The sequence below is a fragment of the Pseudomonas sp. OA65 genome (genome assembly GCF_017498305.1).
GTDB classification, from domain to species: domain Bacteria; phylum Pseudomonadota; class Gammaproteobacteria; order Pseudomonadales; family Pseudomonadaceae; genus Aquipseudomonas; species Aquipseudomonas zanjanensis.
In genome coordinates this window covers 179,750-198,119 of record NZ_JAGDEZ010000005.1, presented here as the reverse complement: position 1 = coordinate 198,119, position 18,370 = coordinate 179,750, and the positions used below count along the sequence as shown (strand labels likewise).

Genomic DNA, 18,370 nt, shown 5'->3' with positions numbered 1-18,370 from the left:
CCTACAACAAGAGGACCCCGTCATGCGTATCGTCGACATCCGTGAAAAAACCGTTTCCATTGCCTCGCCAATTGCCAACGCCTACATCGATTTTTCCAAAATGACCTGCTCGGTCGTCGCTGTCGTCACGGATGTGATTCGCGAGGGTAAACCGGTCATCGGCTACGGTTTCAACTCCAACGGTCGTTATGGCCAAGGCGCTTTGATGCGTGACCGCTTCCTGGCGCGCATCACCGAAGCCGACCCTGAGTCGCTGATCGATAAAGAGCACAATAACCTCGATCCGTTCGCCATCTGGAAAGCCTTGATGACCAACGAAAAACCCGGTGGCCATGGCGAACGTTCGGTGGCCGTGGGCACCATCGACATGGCTGTCTGGGACGCCGTCGCCAAGATCGAAGGCAAGCCGTTGTATCGCCTCCTGGCTGACCGTTACCGCAGCGGCGTGGCTGACGACAAGGTCTGGGTCTACGCCGCTGGTGGTTATTACTACCCAGGCAAGGACGACGCCAAGCTTCAGGACGAAATGCGCAGCTATCTGGATCGTGGCTACGACGTGGTCAAGATGAAGATCGGCGCGGCGCCTCTGGCTGACGATATTCGTCGCATCGAATCGGTACTCAAGGTGGTCGGTGACGGGCGTCGCCTGGCAGTGGATGCCAACGGTCGCTTTGACCAAGACACGGCCATTGCTTATGCAGAGGCTTTGAAGCCCTACAACCTGTTCTGGTACGAAGAAGCCGGCGACCCTCTCGACTACGCCTTGCAGGCTGAGTTGGCCAAGCACTACGACCTGCCGATGGCTACCGGCGAAAACCTGTTTTCCCATCAAGACGCCCGCAACCTGCTGCGCCATGGCGGCATGCGTTCCGATCGTGACTACGTCCAGTTCGACTGCGCGCTGTCCTACGGTCTGGTCGAGTACATGCGCACCCTGGAAGTGATGGAAGATATGGGCTGGTCTTCGCGTCGTGTCGTTCCCCACGGGGGCCATCAGATGTCCCTGAATATCGCCGCGGGCCTGCACCTGGGTGGTAACGAATCCTACCCGGATGTGTTCCAGCCGTTTGGCGGTTTTGCTGACGGGATTCGCGTCGAAAACAGCTATGTGGCGCTACCGGATATTCCTGGCGTCGGCTTCGAAGCCAAGTCCGCCTTGTACGCCGTCATGCGCGAACTAGGCGAGGGCTGATAGCCCGAACGGCGGCCTCTTCGCCCGAGGCCGCCGTTATCAGGCGTCACCCACTGACGCCACACCACACGCCCATCACAACAATAAAATGAGGTGCTCCCGTGGAAATCTCCAAGTCCCGCTGGTATAGCCAGCTGTATGTGCAGGTGCTGATCGGCATCGTGGTCGGCGCCGCAATTGGTCACTTCGAACCGCAGTTCGGCGCCAAGCTTCAACCCTTTGCCGATGGTTTTATCAGGCTGATCAAAATGCTGTTGGCCCCGATTATTTTTGGCACCGTGGTGGTCGGTATTGCCAAGATGGGCAACATCAAAGAGGTTGGAAGAATCGGCGTAAAATCGCTGATCTATTTCGAGATTCTTTCAACCATCGCGCTGGTGATCGGCCTTGTCGTGGTCAACATCGCCAAGCCCGGCGTGGGGATGAACATCCATGTCGAGACACTCGATGGCAGTGCTATCGCCAAGTACAGCCAGGCCGCCTCTGCCCAGGGCGGCACCGTTGATTTCTTCATGAACATCATCCCGCCAACCTTTGTCGGTGCGTTTTCAAACGGCGTCATGCTGCAAGTCATTCTGCTTTCTGTCTTGATGGGGGTGGCCCTGGTGCAAATGGGTGAGACCAGCAAACCGCTGATCAATACCATCGATCTGTTTCTGCAAGGGCTGTTCAAGATTGTCGCCATGGTCATGCGGCTGGCTCCGATTGGCGCTGGCGCGGGCATGGCGTTCACGATCGGCAAGTATGGCATCGGTACGCTACTGTCCCTCGGCCAACTGCTGGTAGCGCTCTACGTCACCACCCTGGTGTTCATTGTGGTCGTGCTGGGCACCGTTGCTCGATGGTCAGGCATGCCGCTGCTGCAGTTCCTCCGTTACTTCAAGGACGAAATTCTGATTACCCTCGGGACTTGCTCGACCGAGGCTGTGCTGCCGCGGATGATGGTCAAGCTGGAAAAGCTGGGCTGCAAGAAATCGGTGGTGGGAATGGTGCTGCCGACGGGCTACACCTTCAATGCCGATGGCACCTGCATCTATCTGACCATGGCTGCGATCTTCATCGCCCAGGCCACCAACACACCGCTGACGTTTATGGATCAGATGATTCTGTTGGGCGTCTTCCTGCTGACTTCGAAAGGTTCGGCGGGTGTGGCGGGGGCCGGGTTCGTCACCCTTGCGGCAACGCTGACTACCATCCACTCCATTCCGCTGGTCGGCCTGGTCCTGCTCCTGGGTATTGACCGGTTCCTGAACGAAGCCCGGGCGGTGACCAACCTGATCGGCAATGGCATCGGCACCCTCGCCATTGCCAAGTGGGACAATTCTTTCGATGTGGATGCTTGTGAGCGGGAAATCGCGGCCATGAAAAATGAAAAGGCGGCGCGTAGGGCGTTGGCCGCGCAGAAATGATTGGCATCGCTTGCCTGGGGCATGCTGGGCGTTTGATTTCACTGAATGCCAGGCACAAAAAAGACGTCCCAGGACCAATGCCTGTCAATTAGGAACAAGCGGCATAAATCCTGTGGGAGCAAAGCTTGCTCGCGAAAGCGGCAGAGTCGCCAATATCGTAGTCGGCTCGCTTACCGCAATCGCGAGCAAGCTTTGCTCCCACAGGTTTGCTGCTTAGCTGACTGGCATTACGTCCCAGGACGCGTCATTTCCCATCTTGCTGCATCAGGGCCTTGCGTAACTTCCCTGGCGACATGCCAAACATGCTCTGAAAGTGCCGAATAAAATGCGGTGCATCCGCGAAGCCACATTCAAACGCGATCTCGCTAATCTGGCGGTCGGAACTCACCAGCAACCATCTGCCGAACCTGAGTCGGACCTGTCGGTAGAACTGGGCCGGGCTGTTGTTGGTTTCAGCGACAAACAGGCGTTCCAATTGCCGTTTACTGGTGCCGACCAGCTGCGCAATGGCCTCGATATCCAGGGGTTGGGCCATGTGTTTCTCCATCAACATCACGGCTTCGTGCAGCCGGCGATTGGATGAACTGGCGTACCCGAGGGCCTTGCGTCGGTCGACGAAACTGCTGGATGTGTTCTTTGCCACCGTCATCTGATGCACAACCTTGCCCGCACGATCCGGCCCGCAATGCAGGCCAATCAGATGAAGCGCCAATTCGATAACTGAAACACCGCCCGCGCAGGTAATCCGGTCCCGGTCGATCAGAAAGTCTCTGTTGATGACAAAGCGCAACGTGGGAAACCGCTGCTTCCAGTCATCGCCATGATAGGCGTGGACACACGCCGTTCGCCCCTCCATCAGGCCATGTCGCGCGAGCACGAAGCTGCCGGTGCACAGGCCGATCAACGGCACCTGTGCGGCCGCGGCCTGGTGGAGGAACGCGGGATAGGTTTTCGGCACCGCCTCGATGGAGTCGAGCAATCCACCAATCACCACGATGTAGTCGAAACGCTCCGGGTCAGCGAGTTCACTGTCGATCGGTACGTCCAGTCCGCTACTGGAAATGACTCTTTGCCCGGGCGTGCCGAGTACTTTCCATTGGCAGCGGATGGGGCGGCTTTGATCACCCGTATCGGCGGCATGCCGCAACGCATCGGTCAGCCCTGACAGCGACAGCAAGGGGAAGCGTGGCCACAACATGATGCCAATAGACAACTCGGCGGTGCCGCGGCGCATGGGTGGATGACGCGCCTGCCCATGATCGAGTCCGTCCACGAGGCTTTCCTGGGATGCCGTGGGCTCTGTGCCGCCAGAATGTCGCAAATGTTCAATCATTCGTGCAAAGCATCCAACAAGTTATACCGCCGCTCCCACTACGATGGGCCTATGCGAAACGTTCTGCTGCCACCCTAAAAACTATCGAGGAGCATCCGATGAAGACGTCCAACGTCCAGCGTTTTTCCGCTATTTGTGCCGGTTTTCTGGTGTCCGTGCTGGCTGCGACACCGGTGTTCGCATTGGAGACAGTAGAGCCGGGAAGCCTGACCATCGCCTTCAGTGGTGATATGCCAGGAACAGGGTATCAAGATAGTCGGATGGTCGGATATGACGGTGAAATTCTTCAACAAATTTCTGAAAAGCTGGGCCTTAAGGTCAAACCGGCATTAATGGAGTGGTCAGGGACGATCGCCTCGGTGCAGTCCAAGCGAGTGGATGTCATGGCGGGCACCATGGGCTGGACCGAGCAGCGCTCGAAAATCATGGCTTTGAGTGATCCTATTCACTACTTCAAGAACGGTATTACCCAGACAGACAAGACCAACTGGAACAGCCTCAAGGATTTGCAAGGCAAGAAAGTCGGCACCATCACCGGCTTTTCGTTCATCCCTGAAATGCGCAAGATCGATGGCCTGCAAGTCGCCCTGTACGACACCTCCGATGCGGCCGTTCGCGATCTGCTCGCCGGGCGCATCGATGCGGTGATCGGCGATCCACCGGTCATGCAATACGCCATTTCCCGCAATGAGCAATGGCACCTGCGTTTCAACGCCTTCGTCGACAACGATCCGAATTTCCCACTGCTGACTGGCTTGGGCCAGGTGGTGTTCGGCTTCAACAAGGCCAGTCCGGAGCTGGTGACGGCGGTCAACGCGCAGATTCAGACGCTCTGGAAAAACTGTGAGATGCGCAAGGTCGGCGCTCGCTACGGCCTGACCCAGGATGTCTGGTTCATGCCCGAAGGCAAGGACCTGCGCCTGGGCGTCGATCGCCCAGCGGACTGGACGCTACCTGGCTGCAAATAAGTGTGTGAGGCGATGCGCCGGACTCATCGCCATGCCTATAACAATAAGAGGTTAGCCAAGATGTCGAGCCCATCTGACACCGCGTTGCTGCGCGTGCATGAATTACACAAGAACTATGGCGATCTGGAAGTGCTCAAGGGCATCAGCCTGGAGTTGAAGCCCGGTGAGACCCTGTCGTTGATTGGCCCAAGCGGTTCTGGAAAGTCCACCTGCCTGCGTTGCATCAATTACCTGGAAAAACCCACCAGCGGCGAGATCTGGCTGGGGGATGAGCTGATCGGGCAGGTCAAGGACGGTAAGCGTTTGCGCCTGATGAGTGATCGGGAGATGGCGCCGCAGCGCCGCGAGATCGCCATGGTGTTCCAGTTGTTCTATCTCTGGCCGCACTTGAACGTGCGCGATAACGTCGCGCTCGGTCCCATCAAGGCCCAAGGCATGCCGCGCAAGCAGGCGTACGAATTGGCCGACGCGATGTTGGAAAAAGTCCATCTGCGGCACAAGGCCGAGGCTTATCCCGAGCAGTTGTCGGGTGGTCAGCAACAGCGGGTCGCCATCGCCCGGGCTTTGGCCCAGCAACCGAAAGTGATCCTGTTCGACGAACCGACCTCGGCGTTGGATCCCGAGTTGGTCGGCGAAGTGTTGGCCGTGATTCGCGAGCTGGCGGAAGAGGGCCGCAGCATGATCATGGTCACCCACGAAGTGAGGTTTGCTCGCGATGTGGCGGATCGGGTGATCTTCATGGACGGCGGGCGCATTGTCGAACAGGGGCCGTCGGCGCAAGTCATCGACAACCCTCGTCACGAACGCACCCGAAGTTTTCTTGGGCGCATGGCTGTGGAGAGCGCTTGATGGCGAATCTGGAAGCTTTCCTCGGGCTGTTGCCCTTGCTGTTGAAAGGCGCAATGAACGCACTGGAAATCGCCCTCTGCACCTTGGTGCTGGCCAGCGCGGGCGGTCTGGTGCTGGCGGTTTTACTGACGTTCAGCCGATCGCGACTGGTACACGGCGCCATCGCCTGTTTCATCGAATGGATGCGCAACGTGCCGGCGCTGGCGCATCTGTTTCTGATCTACTTTGGGCTGTCCTATCTGGGAATCAATCTGCCCGCGTGGCTGGCGGCCATCGTCGGTTTGAGCCTGGTAGGCAGCGCAGTGCTGGCCGATACGTTCCGAGTCGGCTTGCAATCGCTGCACGTCGGCCAGCATGAAGCCGGGCAGGCCATCGGCCTGCACCGTATGCAAATTCTGCGCTACATCCTCTTGCCCCAGGCCCTGCGCGTTGCGTTGCCGGCTTATGCCAACTATGTCACGCAACTGATCAAGGACACGTCCATCGCCTCGGCCATTGCCGTGCCGGAAATCATGTTCCTGGCACGCAATCTTGTGACATCCACGTTCCAGACCTCGCTGATTTATCTGGCGGTGCTGTGCATCTATGCGGCGATGATCCTGCCCATTGGCGTGGGCTTCATCCGGCTTGAACGTCATCTGGGGGCGGCGCGATGATCAGTTTTTTCCAGCAATACCCGGAATACTGGAGCGACTGGATCGCGCGCCTGCTACTCGGCGCACGGGTCAGCGCCGAGCTGTCCCTGACAGGCTTCGCCCTGGCGGCGCTGTTGGGCGCGTTACTGGCCTGGGCGATGAAGAGCCCCAGCGTATTGCTCAAGCGTCTGGCGGTGTTCTTCACCCAGGGGATGCGTGCGGTGCCGCTCCTGGCGTTGCTGCTGGCGCTGTATTTCACCTTGCCCAGCCTCGGGCTGACGCTATCGGGCTACTGGGCCGGAGCCATCGGTTTGGGCTTGCAGGGCTCGGCCTACGTCGCGGAAATCCTGCGCGGTGGACTGGACTCCTTGCATCGCGGCCAGCGTGAGGCGGCCATTGCCACCGGCCTGACGCCATTGCAAGCCTTCACCTCGGTGATCTTTCCGCAAGCCATTCGCGGCATGTTGCCGCCATTGCTCAATGCCTATGTGTCGATTCTGAAGGACAGCTCCCTGTGCGCCCTGATCGCCACCGATGAGTTGATGCTGGCGGCCCGGGCCATCGCGTCCGAATCCTTTTTGCCGATGCATATTTTCCTGCTGGTGGGGTTGTTCTATTTCGTCATCGCTTTCCCTCTTTCTCTGTTATCGCGAGTACTGGAAGTACGATTTTCTCGCGGACGCAAAACCATTCGAGGCTGAACACATGAACATCAAGGATCGAACCGCTTCCCACAGCATCGGCCAGTTGCAGCAAGCGCTGGCCTCCGGAGCGCTCACGAGCGAGTCCCTGGTTGGCGCGCAACTGGAGCGGATCGAGCGTTTCAACAGTCAACTCAATGCTTATGTCGAGGCCTATCCCCAGCGCGCGCTCGGTGCCGCCATCGCGGCCGATCGGCAGCGGGCTGCCGGTTTCAACCTGGGGCCATTGCATGGCATTCCAGTTGCGATCAAGGATTTGTTCGAAATCGACGGCAAGGCCATCACCGGTGGTTCGCTGGCGCAGGAGCCGCGTATCTCGCGGCTCACCGCCACGGCAGTCCAGCGACTGGAGCGCGCCGGGGCGATCATCATGGGCAAGACCCACACCGTTGAATTTGCTTTCGGGGGATGGGGCACCAATGCCGTGATGGGCACGCCGTGGAACCCGTGGGACGCCGACGTGCATCGTGCTCCTGGGGGGTCCAGCAGTGGTTCAGCGGTGGCTGTGGCCGGCGGGTTGGCAAGCGCGGCGTTGGGCACCGACACCGGCGGCTCGGTGCGGATTCCGGCGGGTATGTGTGGTCTGGTGGGGTTGAAAACCACGCGTGGGTTGGTGAGCCGTCACGGTTTGATTGAGTTGTGTCCATCGCTGGATTCGGTGGGGCCGATTACGCACACCGTCGAAGACGCCGCGTGGATGCTTGACGCGCTGCTGGGGCCGGACCCGCTGGATCCGGTCTCGGCCAAGTCGCCAGTCTTCAGTGCCGCAGCAGGCTTGAATCTTCCGGTGGCCGGTCTGCGCATCTGGGTACTGCCACAGGCCGAACGCGTACACATCGCGCCTGGCGTATTGGCAGCCTATGACCAGGGGCTTGAGCAATTGGCCGCACTGGGCATGCATTTGGTCGAACAGCCGCTACCGACTTCGCTGGAGCAGTGCATGCGCGTTGCCGGTGGCCTCATGAGTGCCGAAGGCTACGCCAGCCTTGGTAGCCTGTTCGAACGCGATGATCTGCGCTTCGATCCTCATGTGCAGCGTCGAGTGCTGAGCGGGCGCGCCATCGACGCGACGGCTTATATCGATTTGCACAACCAGCGACGTGTTGCCCGCCAAGCCATGGACGAAGCCATGTCCAACGTCGATGCCTGTGCGTTTCCGACCAACGCCATTGGCAGCGTGCCGCTGAATCAGGTCGATGAGTACGGCACGCCGCTGGCCTTGCTCGGCCGTTTCGCCAACCTGCTCAATCTCTGTTCAGTGGCGCTGCCGGTGGGCTTTGACGAGCAACGTATGCCGGTCTCGATGCAGATCGTCGGGCGTGCTTTCGCCGAACCCTTGGTCCTGCGGATCGCCCATGCCTACCAACAAGTCAGTGATTGGCACCAGCGGCGGCCTGTGGGTTGGGACCTGTCGGACAGGGTGGTGGCGTGATGGAAATCTGTGTCGTCGGAGCTGGTATCGTGGGCTTGGGCAGTGCCTGGTTTCTACACAAGGCCGGTCATAACGTCACCGTTGCAAGCGCTGGCCGATCCCGCTCTGCTGCCGGACATTGCGAAACCGACAGCGCAGCGCCTTAACTTTCTCAATTCACGGAGTAAACCCGATGGCAACGATTCAACGTTTTCAGAGCAACGCGCGGATGTCCGGTGTGGTCGGTCACGGCGATCTGCTTTACCTCTCCGGCCAGGTGCCCACGGATCTACACGTTGGCATCGAAGAGCAGACGCGGCAGGTGCTGGCCAAGATAGAAGCCTTGTTGGCGTTGGCGGGCAGCGACAAGGGCCAGCTTTTGAGCGCACAGATCTGGCTCAAGGACATTGATCGTGATTTCGCGCCGATGAATGCGGTGTGGGACGCCTGGCTGCCAGCGGATAGCGCTCCGGCACGGGCCACTGTTCAGGCGCGCCTGGCGCGGCCTGAGGTGCTGGTGGAGATTATGGTTATAGCGGTGAAACCTGATTCTGGTGTTTGAGAAGGTTGGGGCGACGCTTTTTTGGGTTGCGGTGGGTTGCGTAAGGTGCGCTGGTCTCGCGGTGGGATGGGTAAGCGTGGTGGTACGCGGGTTATCTACTACAACGCGCTTTCTGAAGGCCACATCTGGTTGCTGATTGCCTACGCCAAGGCGAAGTTCGACAACCTGCCGACCGCCTTCCTGAATCAATTGAAAGAGGAGATCAGTAATGGATCATGAAATGGAGAACTTTCAGAAAGATTTGTTGGCTTCGGTACGCCAAATGAAAGCTGGCAAGGCGGCACGCAAAACCGAGGTGACGCTTTCGGCTGCGGCTGAGGCCAGGGCTAAAGTCGGTGTATCTCAAAGTGCATTTGCAGAGCTGCTGGGAGTCAGCCTGCGTACGTTGCAGGATTGGGAGCAGGGTCGTCGGCGACCTGCCGGTGCGGCACAGACCCTTCTGCGGGTCGCGAGCCAGCACCCTGAGGCGTTGCGGGACCTTCAAGCCGTCTGACGTTTAATTACGTCGAGCCGTGAATTCCAGGCATAAAAAAAGACGTCCGTGGACGTCTTTTTTGTTGATTTGGTGGAGCCGGGGGGATTTGAACCCCCGTCCGCCAGTACTCCGCTGTCGGTACTACATGCGTAGCCGTGTCTATTAAGTTAACCCTCAGCGACCCGACGGGCAGGGTGCTTTGGGCGAGTTGTGTAAGTTTTAGCCGATTCGTCCACAACGTACTGCACGGCGATTCCGTTCTATATGACAATCACTTTGGGTTTACGGACATCCCCTCGTGATTGCTGGACCCGAAGGTACCAGAAGCTCAGGATCTAAGGCTGCTTACGCAGCGATAGCGAATTCCTGGCCGTAGTTTTCGTCATTGGCAACTATAGAAGTTGCAACAGTGGATTTACGAGTTCTGTTACCAACTCGGCATGCACCTAGAGTTTCGCAACCGGCGTCGAATCCTAAACGGCCCCGAACCTGTCGCTCCGTGAGTCTGTTGGAGCGGCAGGCATGTGCAGTGTACGCCAATCCATGTCCGAGGCCAACCCGAAGGTTGGCCTGCGGCGATGCTACTGGTCGCCTTTGGCGTTGTTCTGCAGCTTCTGGATGGCCTGATTGGTCAACGAGATGCAATTTTCGGTGCCTTCTTTGGTGCCTTTGGCGTGCTCAGCCTTGGCTTGCCCGACGGTGGCGTCGATGTCGGTCTTTAGTCCTTCGCTCATTTGCTCGGTGCTGGCTTTGGCGTCGTTGATCTTTTGCAGGTTGATTTTGCAAAGGTCCTCCTGGCTTCCTGCAAACACCGGAGAGGCCAACATCGCAGCGGAAATGAACAAGCCAGCAAGTGCGGTGCGCTTCATGTGTATCTCCTTGAACGTAGGGTCTCGGTGCCGCTGGACATGCGCGGCCGGGCCGAGTCAGTAGGTGGCCCAGCGGAGCCGGGCCTATTCAAGTGACTACAGCGAAGCGCAGGAATTCGATTTTTCTTCGAGCCCAATCGCAAGGCCTTCACCGTTGGCGGGCTTGGGGCGGGTGACACGGTCAACCAGATAGACCAAGCCGTGGTAGTCGATTTCCCCATGATGCGTCAGACCAATCTCACACGTGCGGCTGGTGGAAATGCCCTCGGTGCAATATTGAACCGCGTCCTTGAGGCTTCGCAGCGAGTGGGCGTTGAGTTCGGGGGTGGTAAAGCCCTTGTCGCCGGCAAAACCACAGCAATGGATACCTTCCGGAATCACCACTTGTTTGCTGCACTGGCGCGCCAGATCGATCAGCGCCTGGCTTTCGCCGAGGTGCTGGGTACTGCACGTGATGTGCACCGCGATGGGCGCGTCCTGGGGGATGAAATCGAGACGGTCCATCAAGTGAGTACGGATGAAACGCACCGGGTCATACAGGTCCAGGCGCACGTCACCCAGGTCCTGAACCAGCCGTAGCGTGCAAGGACTGGTGTCACAGTAGATCGGGTCGAGCCCGCCGCGACTGGCGTGCAGCAAGGCGCCGATCAGTTCTTGGCGCTTGTGTTCGGCCTGCTCGATGTAGCCTTTCGAAGCAAAGGGTTGGCCGCAGCAAAGACTGTTTACATTGTCGGGAAAGACTACCTGATAACCGGCCTTTTCCAGTAGGCCGCGGGTCTTGTCGTACAGCGACATTTGCTCGTTGTCTCCCGCCGCCGGGCCCATGACTCGCGACACGCACGCCGCCAGGTAAACGACTCTCGGACGTTCGTCCGAGACGGCGGGGCTGAAACGAATGGCCTTTTCCGGCTGGGGCATGGCGTGGGTCCACTGTGGCACCTGGCCCTTGGACAGGCGTGTCAACGAGGCCGACAGTTTCGCCAGTCGGGGCGCGCCCAGCAGCATGCGTGCGCCGTTGGCGACGTGCAGGGCGAAGCGCGCGCCTTGCAGTGTGGTAGCGAAATTTCCTTCAATCCAGTTGGCAGTTTTCGTCTGCGTCGCGTCACGGCTGCGCAGCTTCTTCACCAGCTCGCCGGTATTGATGCCTACCGGGCACCGTTGTGCACACAGGCCTGTGGCGGCGCAGGTGTCGATGCCCTGGTATTGGTAGGCACGTTCCAGCTCGGTGGTGTCGGTGCCGGCGCGCTTTTTCGCTTGAATGTCCCGCCAGATCACGATGCGCTGGCGTGGGCTCAAGGTAAGGTCCTTGGAGGGACAGACCGGTTCGCAAAAACCGCACTCGATGCACTTGTCGACGATTTCATCGGCGGCCGGCAGCGGTTTGAGGTGTTTGAGGTGGATCTGCGAATCTTCGCTGAGCACCACGTCCGGGTTGAGGATGCCGTTGGGGTCGAGCAGGCGTTTGAGCTGCCACATCAATTGGTAGGCATCGCTGCCCCATTCCAGCTCGACGAACGGCGCCATGTTGCGCCCGGTGCCGTGTTCGGCTTTCAGCGAGCCGCCGAATTCCACTGCCACCAATTGCGCCACGTCATCCATGAACGCCTGGTAGCGTGCGACTTCTTCGGCGCTGTTGAAGCCTTGGGTGAAGACGAAATGCAGATTGCCTTCCAGTGCATGTCCGAAAAGGATCGCTTCGTCGTAGTGATGTTTGTCGAACAGCTCGATCAGACGGTTGACGCCGATGGCCAGTTGCTCCACCGGAAAGGTCACGTCTTCGATGATGACCGTGGTCCCGGTTTTGCGTACGGCGCCCACGGCGGGGAAGGTGTCTTTGCGGATCGCCCAGAGGCGGGCGTTTTCCCGTGGGTCTTCGGTAAAGTCGACTTGTTTTTCCACAGGGAAACCGGCCAGGGAGGCCATGATCCGCGTCAGTTGCTCTTGTAGTAATGACGAAGAAGCCGCACGGGATTCGATCAGCAAGGCGCAGGCATTGATCGACAGATGCTGTACGAAATCCGGCATGCCCGGTTTGTCCTGCACCGAGCGCAGGCTGCGGCGATCCAGCAGTTCTACGGCCGATACCGGCTGGCTTTTCAGCACGGTGACGGCGTTGCAGCAGGTTTCCACATCCGGGAATACGATCAGGGCCGAAGCCTTGTTCGGATGGTCGATGACCGTGTTGTAGGTCACTGCACTGATGAAGCCGAGGGTGCCTTCGGAGCCCACCAGCAGGTGGCTCAAGATATCCACAGGCTCGTCGAAATCCACCAGGGCATTGAGTGACAGGCCGGTGGTATTTTTCAGACGGTATTTATGCCGGATTCGCGCTGCCAGCTCGGTATTGGCGCGAGTCTCGCGGCCGAGGGTGGCCAGGCGCTCCAACAGTTCGCCATGGCTGGTACGAAAAGCCGCCACGCTGCTGTCGTCTTCGGTGTCGAGGCGCGTGCCATCGGCCAGGACCAAGCGGATGCCGGCGAGGGTGTGATAGGTGTTCTGCGCCGTGCCGCAGCACATGCCGCTGGCGTTGTTGGCGACGATGCCGCCGATTTTGCAGGCGTTGATCGACGCCGGATCCGGACCGATCTTGCGCCCGAACGGAGCCAGCCAGGCGTTGGCCTGGGCGCCGATCACGCCAGGCTGCAAACGAATCTGCATGCCTTGCTCGCGAACCTCGCGCCCGTTCCAGTTATCCCCCAGCACAATCAGCACCGAGTCGCTGATGGCCTGACCGGACAGGCTGGTGCCGGCGGCGCGGAACGTGACCGGGACCTGGTCCCGCTGGGCCAGTTTCAGCAGGGCAATCACTTCATCTTCGGATTCGACGCGTACCACCAGTTTCGGAATCAGCCGATAGAAACTGGCGTCGGTGCCGAAGGCCAAGGTCGACAGCGGGTCGTCGAAACGGCGTTTCTGCGGAATCAGTCGTTCAACGTCGTGTAGGAAAGAGGTCGGAAGGGTCATTGGTCCTCCAGAATCAAAACCACCAGATCCTTCGGACCATGGGCGCCGTAGGCCAGGACTTGTTCGATGTCGGCGGTTTTCGACGGGCCCGATACCAGCAGGGCGTTGGTGGGCATGCCTTGGGCCCATTCGAATTCCTGTTGCACTTCGTAGAAGTTGTCGCGGATCTCGCTGGCCTTGAGCAGGGCGAAATGCACCGGTGGCACCAGGCTCATCAGTCGCGGCTCTTCCCGCGTCGGCCAGAGAATCAGACTGCCGGTGGCGGCAATGGCGCCGAGGGTCCCTGTGAGGCTGGCCGGTGTGTCGTTAAACAGTTCGGCTTTCCATTCCTCTACCGGTCTGTCGTAGGCCTTGAGGGCGGGCAGGTCCGGATTGTTCGCCCAGAACTGTGTGATTTTTTTCCCGTGCGCGGTCGTCGGAGCGATGAGCAGGCTCGGCAATTGACGGTCGCGCAGCAGTTGCGCGAGCAGGGCCGGCCAGCCTTCCTCGGAGGTCAGGTGGATTTCGGTGTGCACCGCCTCCATCAATTTGCGCAGTTGTGGGATGCGCTCCTCGGGCGCGTAGCGATAGGTTTGCGTCACCAGCTCGACGTCGAAGTTGTCGGCAACCGGCGTGGCGCCGGTCAGGCTTTTGCGCAGCTTGGCGAGGATATTGTCCTTGGCGCTCATCGGCGGTCTCCCTGCTGGTTCAGGTGTTCGCGGGCCAGGTCATGCAATGAGCGGGCGGCGGGTTTGGGGGCGCTGTGGTTCTGGGTCCACGGGCCGACGTTTCGCGGCGTCAGGCCGCGCAGGCGCGTGGCGAGGAAGCCAAACAGCCTATAGAGCCGCGGCGAGCTGTTGAGCCAGGCCCAGGCATTCCAGATGAACCGTTCCTTGGGCGAGTATTTGCTGCCCTGGCCGCGCATCACTTGGTTAGGGCTGTCCGGCGCCTTGACGTTTTCTTCCCGCAGCCGCCGCAGCAAGGCCGGGATCGGAATCTTCACCGGACATACTTCACCGCAGGCACCGCACAGCGAGGAGGCGCTCGGATGGTCGGGCACCTTGGCCAGGCCGACCATGTGCGGCGTGATGATTTTTCCGATGGGCCCCGGGTAAACCTCGCCGTAGGCATGGCCGCCGATTCGGGTATAGACCGGGCAATGATTCATACAAGCGCCGCAGCGAATGCAGTTAAGGGTTTGGCGCAATTCACTGTCGGCAAACGCCTGGCTGCGACCGTTGTCGAGCAGGACCAGGTGGACTTCCTGGGGACCGTCCAGTTCATCGGCCTTGCGTGGCCCGGAGATCATGTTGACGTAGGTGGTGATCGGCTGGCCGAGGGCCGAACGGGTCAGCAGCGAGAGCAGCGGCACCACGTCGCGCAGGTTCTCGACGACTTTTTCGATGCCGGTCACGGCAATGTGCACCGGTGGTACGGTGGTGGACATCCGCCCGTTGCCTTCGTTTTCCACCAGCAGCAGCGTGCCGGTTTCGGCGACGGCGAAGTTGACGCCGGAGACGCCGACATCGGCCTCGAAGAACTTCTGCCGCAATACCTTGCGGCCGATCTGAATGAGTTGGTCAACGTCCTTGGTGTACTCCACGCCGAGTTTGTCGTGGAACAAGGACGCGACCTGACCGGCATTCTTGTGGATCGCCGGCATAATGATGTGTGAAGGCTTCTCGTGGTCGAGCTGGACGATGTATTCCCCCATGTCGGACTCAAGACATTCAATGTCCCGAGCCTCGAGGAAATGGTTCATCTCCATCTCTTCGCTGACCATCGATTTGCCCTTGATCACTTGCCGCGCCTCGTGAGCGCGGATGATCGAAAGGACGATGCCGTTGGCTTCGTCCACCGTTTCCGCCCAGTGCACGTTCACACCGTTGCGGGTCAGGTTGGTTTCAAGTTGCTCGAGCAGGTCGGGCAGCTTGGATAACGCGCGGGCGCGGACGGCATTGCCCAGCACTCGCAGGTGTTCTCTTTCGTGGGCATCGCTGAAGGACGTTGCCCGCTTGGTCATCAGTGAATCCATCGCACTGCGAAAGTTGTTTCGCAGTTGCGTGTCGTCCAGGGCCTTATGGGCTCGGGCACGAAAATCTTCCTGCACCTCAACGGTCGGGATCAGCGTCGGCGTGCTCATGCGACACCTCCGATGCGCTGGCGGAGGAAACTCGCCAGGTGCTGGCCGCGTAACGCCTCCTGCTGCTTTTCCAGCGCGCCGTTGATGTTCATCAAGCAGCCACAGTCAGCGCTGACGACCTGATGCGCGCCGGATTCCTTCAGCGCTCGGGTCTTGTCGGCCACCATCGCGCCGGAAATGTCCGGCATGCGCACGCTGAACGTCCCACCAAAGCCACAGCACTCGCTTTCGTGGCTGTGTTCGACTCGCTCCACATTGCGCAGCTGCGCCAACAACGCGCGGCCGTGCAGGTGGGTATTCATTTCACGCCGTGCCGAGCAGGACGTATGCAGCGCGACCTTCACCGGTTCGCCGTGGTCGTTCAGCTGCACCTTGCAGACAAACAGCAGGAACTCGGCCAGTTCATAGGTCCGTGCCGCCAGGGCCTGGACCTGCTTGAGCGTTTCCGGCTCGTCCTTGAACAGGTCGGCGTAATGCTCGCGCAACATGCCGGCGCAGGACCCTGAGGGCACCACCACCGGATAATTTTCCGCAAACAAGGCCAGTTGCGCCCGGGCCACCGTCCGCGCCTGCTCGGTGTAGCCCGAGGTGTAGGCCGGTTGGCCACAGCAACTTTGCCCCTGCGGGTAGTCCACCCGGATCCCTTCGCGCTCCAGCAGATGAATCGCGTCCATCCCGGCTTCGGGATAGAACAGGTCCACCACGCATGTGCCGAACAGATAGACCCGATGCGGTTTCTCGCTGGGGTACTGCCGAGGCTCAGGCAAGGGCGGGGCGACACGGGTCGCGTTCGGTACGGCGTTGTAAAAAAGCTCGCTCATCAGGCGTGTCTCCGGGTGGTCCCGGTTATCCGTCCGCTGAGGCTGCTGAATATAGCCAGGAAATCTTTCAGCAGCCTTGCAGACCCGGTTGTGAATAGCAGACGCCGAATCACGGTTCGGCGTCGGTTTTTCCAGTATTACGTGTAGGACTAATGAACCAGCATGCCGGTAAACCAGTAGGCCTGGGCCAACGTGATCAAGCCGACAATCGTTGCAAAGAATAGGCTGTGTTTGAGGGTGAAACGGAACAGATCCGATTCCTTGCCCACCAGCCCGGTCGCTGCGCAGGCCACCGCGATCGATTGTGGCGAAATCATCTTGCCGGTCACGCCACCGCTGGTGTTGGCCGCGACGAGCAAGGTGTCGTTGACACCGATCTGGTGCGCGGTGGTGGCTTGCAGCGAGCTGAACAGTGCGTTGGACGACGTATCGGAACCGGTCAGGAACACGCCCAACCAACCCAGGAACGGCGAGAAGAACGGGAACGCCGCGCCCGTGCCGGCCAGCACCAGGGCCATGGTCGAGGACATGCCCGAATAGTTGGTGACGAAGGCGAACGCCAGCACCATGCCAATGGACAGGATCGGCCAGCGCAGCTCGAAAAGCGTCTCTTTAAAAGTGGTAAGACCAGTTTTCAGGTTGATCTTCAGCACCAGCATCGAGATCAGTGCGGAGAAGAAAATCGCCGTGCCGGTGGCAGAAATCGGGTCCAGCTTGAACACCGCCGGGATGGCGGTGGGGTTGACCACGATGGGCGCGACCTTGATTACCATCTGGTCCAGGTGCGGTATGGCGAAGTTGAACACCCAGCCGTACATCGAACCGCCAGCGGCGAACATGGCCTTGAACGGCTTGAGGGTCCAGATCGTCACCAATACGGTCAGGATCAGGAACGGCGACCACGCCTTGATAATTTCCCCCAGGCTGTAAGGCGAAGCCACGGTACTGCGCGGCTGGCCGAAACCGCCGACGCTGGCGGTGACGGTTGCGCTGGCGGTGGTACCGGCAATCTGGGCGCCAGCGGTGCGCTTGGGCTGCCAGACCTTCAGGAACAGCGTCAGGGAAATCAGGCTCGCCAGGGCGGAGGTGATGTCCGGGAGTTCCGGGCCGATGAAGTTGGAGGTGAAGTATTGGGTGATGGCGAAGCTCAAGCCAGCTACCAGCGCTGCCGGCCAGGTTTCCCGCACGCCGCGCAGGCCGTCCATCATGAACACCAACCAGAACGGCACGAACAGCGACAGCAAGGGCAATTGGCGACCGGTCATGGCGCCGATCTTGAACGCGTCGATCCCGGTGACCTGGCCGGCGACGATGATCGGAATGCCCAGCGCGCCGAATGCCACGGGGGCGGTGTTGGCGATCAGGCACAGGCCGGCGGCGTACAGGGGGTTGAAGCCCAGGCCGACCAGCAGGGCGGCAGTGATCGCCACCGGAGCACCGAAGCCCGCGGCACCTTCCAGGAATGCGCCGAAGCAGAAACCGATCAACAGCACTTGCAGGCGTTGGTCATCGGTAATCGAAAGCACCGAGCTGCGAATCACCTCGAACTGGCCGCTCTTGACGGTCAGTTTGTAGAGAAACACCGCGGCAACGATGATCCAGGCGATGGGCCACAGGCCATAGGCAAACCCATAACCGGCGGCGGCAAACGCCATGTCGGCGGGCATGTTGAACGCGAAGATCGCCACGGCAATCGCCAAGGCCAAGGTGATGCTGCCGGCTACATGCCCCTTGAGGCGAAACACCGCCAGGGCCAGGAAGAAAAATACGATGGGAATAACGGCCGCGAGTGCGGACAAGCCGAGGCTGCCGAGCGGGCTGTAGAGCTGTTGCCAGGTTTGCATAATGGGTGGGCCCCTAATTGTTGTTGGTCAGGCACTGATCAGCGATTTGGATAATTGGTAATACCAATTTACAAGCGCTGTCGGCTAGGGTAAAAGCCTTGGTTGTCGTGTGTCAATTTGCCGCCCTGAAACTTTCGTCGAATAAGCGGTGCAGAAGGCATCTGATCCGTTCGAACAAATGGCTTTTGGTGGGTGTGAGCACGGCCCGGATGGGC

17 protein-coding genes, 1 other RNA gene and 1 pseudogene are annotated in these 18,370 nt (G+C 59.8%); 11 read left to right on the top strand and 8 right to left on the bottom strand.

The features are described from left to right. The first annotated feature begins 22 nt into the window (after positions 1–22). Positions 23–1,192, top strand: coding sequence for a mandelate racemase/muconate lactonizing enzyme family protein (locus J3361_RS06485; protein ID WP_207963371.1), 1,170 nt, complete (start codon positions 23–25; stop codon positions 1,190–1,192). A 101-nt stretch (positions 1,193–1,293) separates the two neighbouring features. Then, complete coding sequence (gene dctA / locus J3361_RS06480; RefSeq protein ID WP_207963369.1) at positions 1,294–2,601, top strand: C4-dicarboxylate transporter DctA; 1,308 nt, start codon at positions 1,294–1,296, stop codon at positions 2,599–2,601. A gap of 244 nt (positions 2,602–2,845) precedes the next feature. Here the strand turns inward: dctA and J3361_RS06475 are convergent, their stop codons facing one another. After that, positions 2,846–3,874, bottom strand: a complete 1,029-nt coding sequence (locus J3361_RS06475; protein WP_347709622.1) for a GlxA family transcriptional regulator — start codon at positions 3,872–3,874, stop codon at positions 2,846–2,848. A gap of 158 nt (positions 3,875–4,032) precedes the next feature. On the opposite strand from J3361_RS06475, the gene J3361_RS06470 reads away from it, so the two are divergent. The 9 genes and pseudogenes from J3361_RS06470 (at position 4,033) to J3361_RS06430 (ending at position 9,553) form a co-directional block, all read left to right on the top strand. Continuing rightward, a complete protein-coding gene (locus J3361_RS06470) occupies positions 4,033–4,902 on the top strand; it encodes an ABC transporter substrate-binding protein (RefSeq protein ID WP_207963365.1) in 870 nt (289 codons plus the stop codon). 60 nt (positions 4,903–4,962) lie between these two features. Then, entirely contained in the window at positions 4,963–5,751 is a 789-nt protein-coding gene (locus J3361_RS06465; RefSeq protein WP_225917693.1) for an amino acid ABC transporter ATP-binding protein, read from the top strand. Further along, positions 5,751–6,407 (top strand): amino acid ABC transporter permease, encoded by a 657-nt coding sequence (locus tag J3361_RS06460; RefSeq protein ID WP_207963363.1) that lies wholly within the window; start codon positions 5,751–5,753, stop codon positions 6,405–6,407. Before J3361_RS06465 ends, J3361_RS06460 begins: the two co-directional genes overlap by 1 nt. Next, on the top strand, positions 6,404–7,087 hold the full coding sequence (locus J3361_RS06455) for an amino acid ABC transporter permease (RefSeq protein ID WP_207963361.1): 684 nt from the start codon (positions 6,404–6,406) through the stop codon (positions 7,085–7,087). The genes J3361_RS06460 and J3361_RS06455 overlap by 4 nt, the downstream gene beginning before the upstream one ends. A 4-nt stretch (positions 7,088–7,091) precedes the next feature. Beyond that, positions 7,092–8,519 (top strand): amidase, encoded by a 1,428-nt coding sequence (locus J3361_RS06450; RefSeq protein WP_207963359.1) that lies wholly within the window; start codon positions 7,092–7,094, stop codon positions 8,517–8,519. Next, entirely contained in the window at positions 8,519–8,665 is a 147-nt protein-coding gene (locus J3361_RS29440; RefSeq protein ID WP_243458765.1) for an FAD-dependent oxidoreductase, read from the top strand. Before J3361_RS06450 ends, J3361_RS29440 begins: the two co-directional genes overlap by 1 nt. A gap of 26 nt (positions 8,666–8,691) precedes the next feature. Further along, a complete protein-coding gene (locus J3361_RS06440) occupies positions 8,692–9,060 on the top strand; it encodes a RidA family protein (RefSeq protein WP_207963358.1) in 369 nt (122 codons plus the stop codon). Between the two features lie 30 nt (positions 9,061–9,090). After that, positions 9,091–9,279 (top strand): annotated as a pseudogene (locus J3361_RS06435) (transcriptional regulator); the annotation flags it as partial. Further along, the gene (locus J3361_RS06430) at positions 9,269–9,553 is read left to right on the top strand and encodes a helix-turn-helix domain-containing protein (protein ID WP_207963357.1); all 285 of its coding nucleotides are present in this window, start codon (positions 9,269–9,271) and stop codon (positions 9,551–9,553) included. The pseudogene J3361_RS06435 and the gene J3361_RS06430, both read left to right, overlap by 11 nt. A 70-nt stretch (positions 9,554–9,623) precedes the next feature. On the opposite strand, the gene ssrA is transcribed toward J3361_RS06430, so the two are convergent. From ssrA to J3361_RS06395, 7 genes are all read right to left on the bottom strand, one after another. After that, positions 9,624–10,020, bottom strand: a transfer-messenger RNA (tmRNA) gene (gene ssrA, locus J3361_RS06425). A gap of 96 nt (positions 10,021–10,116) precedes the next feature. Then, positions 10,117–10,404 carry a hypothetical protein gene (locus tag J3361_RS06420; protein WP_207963356.1) on the bottom strand — a complete coding sequence of 96 codons (288 nt, stop codon included), beginning with the start codon at positions 10,402–10,404 and terminating at the stop codon, positions 10,117–10,119. A gap of 96 nt (positions 10,405–10,500) precedes the next feature. Further along, on the bottom strand, positions 10,501–13,368 hold the full coding sequence (locus tag J3361_RS06415) for an FAD-binding and (Fe-S)-binding domain-containing protein (protein ID WP_207963355.1): 2,868 nt from the start codon (positions 13,366–13,368) through the stop codon (positions 10,501–10,503). Continuing rightward, entirely contained in the window at positions 13,365–14,036 is a 672-nt protein-coding gene (locus tag J3361_RS06410) for a lactate utilization protein (protein ID WP_207963354.1), read from the bottom strand. Before J3361_RS06410 ends, J3361_RS06415 begins: the two co-directional genes overlap by 4 nt. After that, positions 14,033–15,490: a LutB/LldF family L-lactate oxidation iron-sulfur protein gene (locus tag J3361_RS06405; protein ID WP_207963353.1), complete on the bottom strand. Its 1,458-nt coding sequence runs from the start codon at positions 15,488–15,490 to the stop codon at positions 14,033–14,035. Before J3361_RS06405 ends, J3361_RS06410 begins: the two co-directional genes overlap by 4 nt. After that, a complete protein-coding gene (locus J3361_RS06400) occupies positions 15,487–16,311 on the bottom strand; it encodes a (Fe-S)-binding protein (RefSeq protein ID WP_207963352.1) in 825 nt (274 codons plus the stop codon). The genes J3361_RS06405 and J3361_RS06400 overlap by 4 nt, the downstream gene beginning before the upstream one ends. Before the next feature lie 149 nt (positions 16,312–16,460). Next, a complete protein-coding gene (locus J3361_RS06395; protein WP_207963350.1) occupies positions 16,461–18,155 on the bottom strand; it encodes a lactate permease LctP family transporter in 1,695 nt (564 codons plus the stop codon). Positions 18,156–18,370 lie beyond the last annotated feature (215 nt).

Coding starts and splice junctions, on each gene's coding strand:
- J3361_RS06485 (WP_207963371.1), top strand. CDS start 23: ATGCGTATCGTCGACATCCGTGAAAAAACCGTTTCCATTGCCTCGCCA.
- J3361_RS06470 (WP_207963365.1), top strand. CDS start 4,033: ATGAAGACGTCCAACGTCCAGCGTTTTTCCGCTATTTGTGCCGGTTTT.
- J3361_RS06465 (WP_225917693.1), top strand. CDS start 4,963: ATGTCGAGCCCATCTGACACCGCGTTGCTGCGCGTGCATGAATTACAC.
- J3361_RS06460 (WP_207963363.1), top strand. CDS start 5,751: ATGGCGAATCTGGAAGCTTTCCTCGGGCTGTTGCCCTTGCTGTTGAAA.
- J3361_RS06455 (WP_207963361.1), top strand. CDS start 6,404: ATGATCAGTTTTTTCCAGCAATACCCGGAATACTGGAGCGACTGGATC.
- J3361_RS06450 (WP_207963359.1), top strand. CDS start 7,092: ATGAACATCAAGGATCGAACCGCTTCCCACAGCATCGGCCAGTTGCAG.
- J3361_RS29440 (WP_243458765.1), top strand. CDS start 8,519: ATGGAAATCTGTGTCGTCGGAGCTGGTATCGTGGGCTTGGGCAGTGCC.
- J3361_RS06440 (WP_207963358.1), top strand. CDS start 8,692: ATGGCAACGATTCAACGTTTTCAGAGCAACGCGCGGATGTCCGGTGTG.
- J3361_RS06430 (WP_207963357.1), top strand. CDS start 9,269: ATGGATCATGAAATGGAGAACTTTCAGAAAGATTTGTTGGCTTCGGTA.
- J3361_RS06420 (WP_207963356.1), bottom strand. CDS start 10,404: ATGAAGCGCACCGCACTTGCTGGCTTGTTCATTTCCGCTGCGATGTTG.
- J3361_RS06415 (WP_207963355.1), bottom strand. CDS start 13,368: ATGACCCTTCCGACCTCTTTCCTACACGACGTTGAACGACTGATTCCG.
- J3361_RS06410 (WP_207963354.1), bottom strand. CDS start 14,036: ATGAGCGCCAAGGACAATATCCTCGCCAAGCTGCGCAAAAGCCTGACC.
- J3361_RS06405 (WP_207963353.1), bottom strand. CDS start 15,490: ATGAGCACGCCGACGCTGATCCCGACCGTTGAGGTGCAGGAAGATTTT.
- J3361_RS06400 (WP_207963352.1), bottom strand. CDS start 16,311: ATGAGCGAGCTTTTTTACAACGCCGTACCGAACGCGACCCGTGTCGCC.
- J3361_RS06395 (WP_207963350.1), bottom strand. CDS start 18,155: ATGCAAACCTGGCAACAGCTCTACAGCCCGCTCGGCAGCCTCGGCTTG.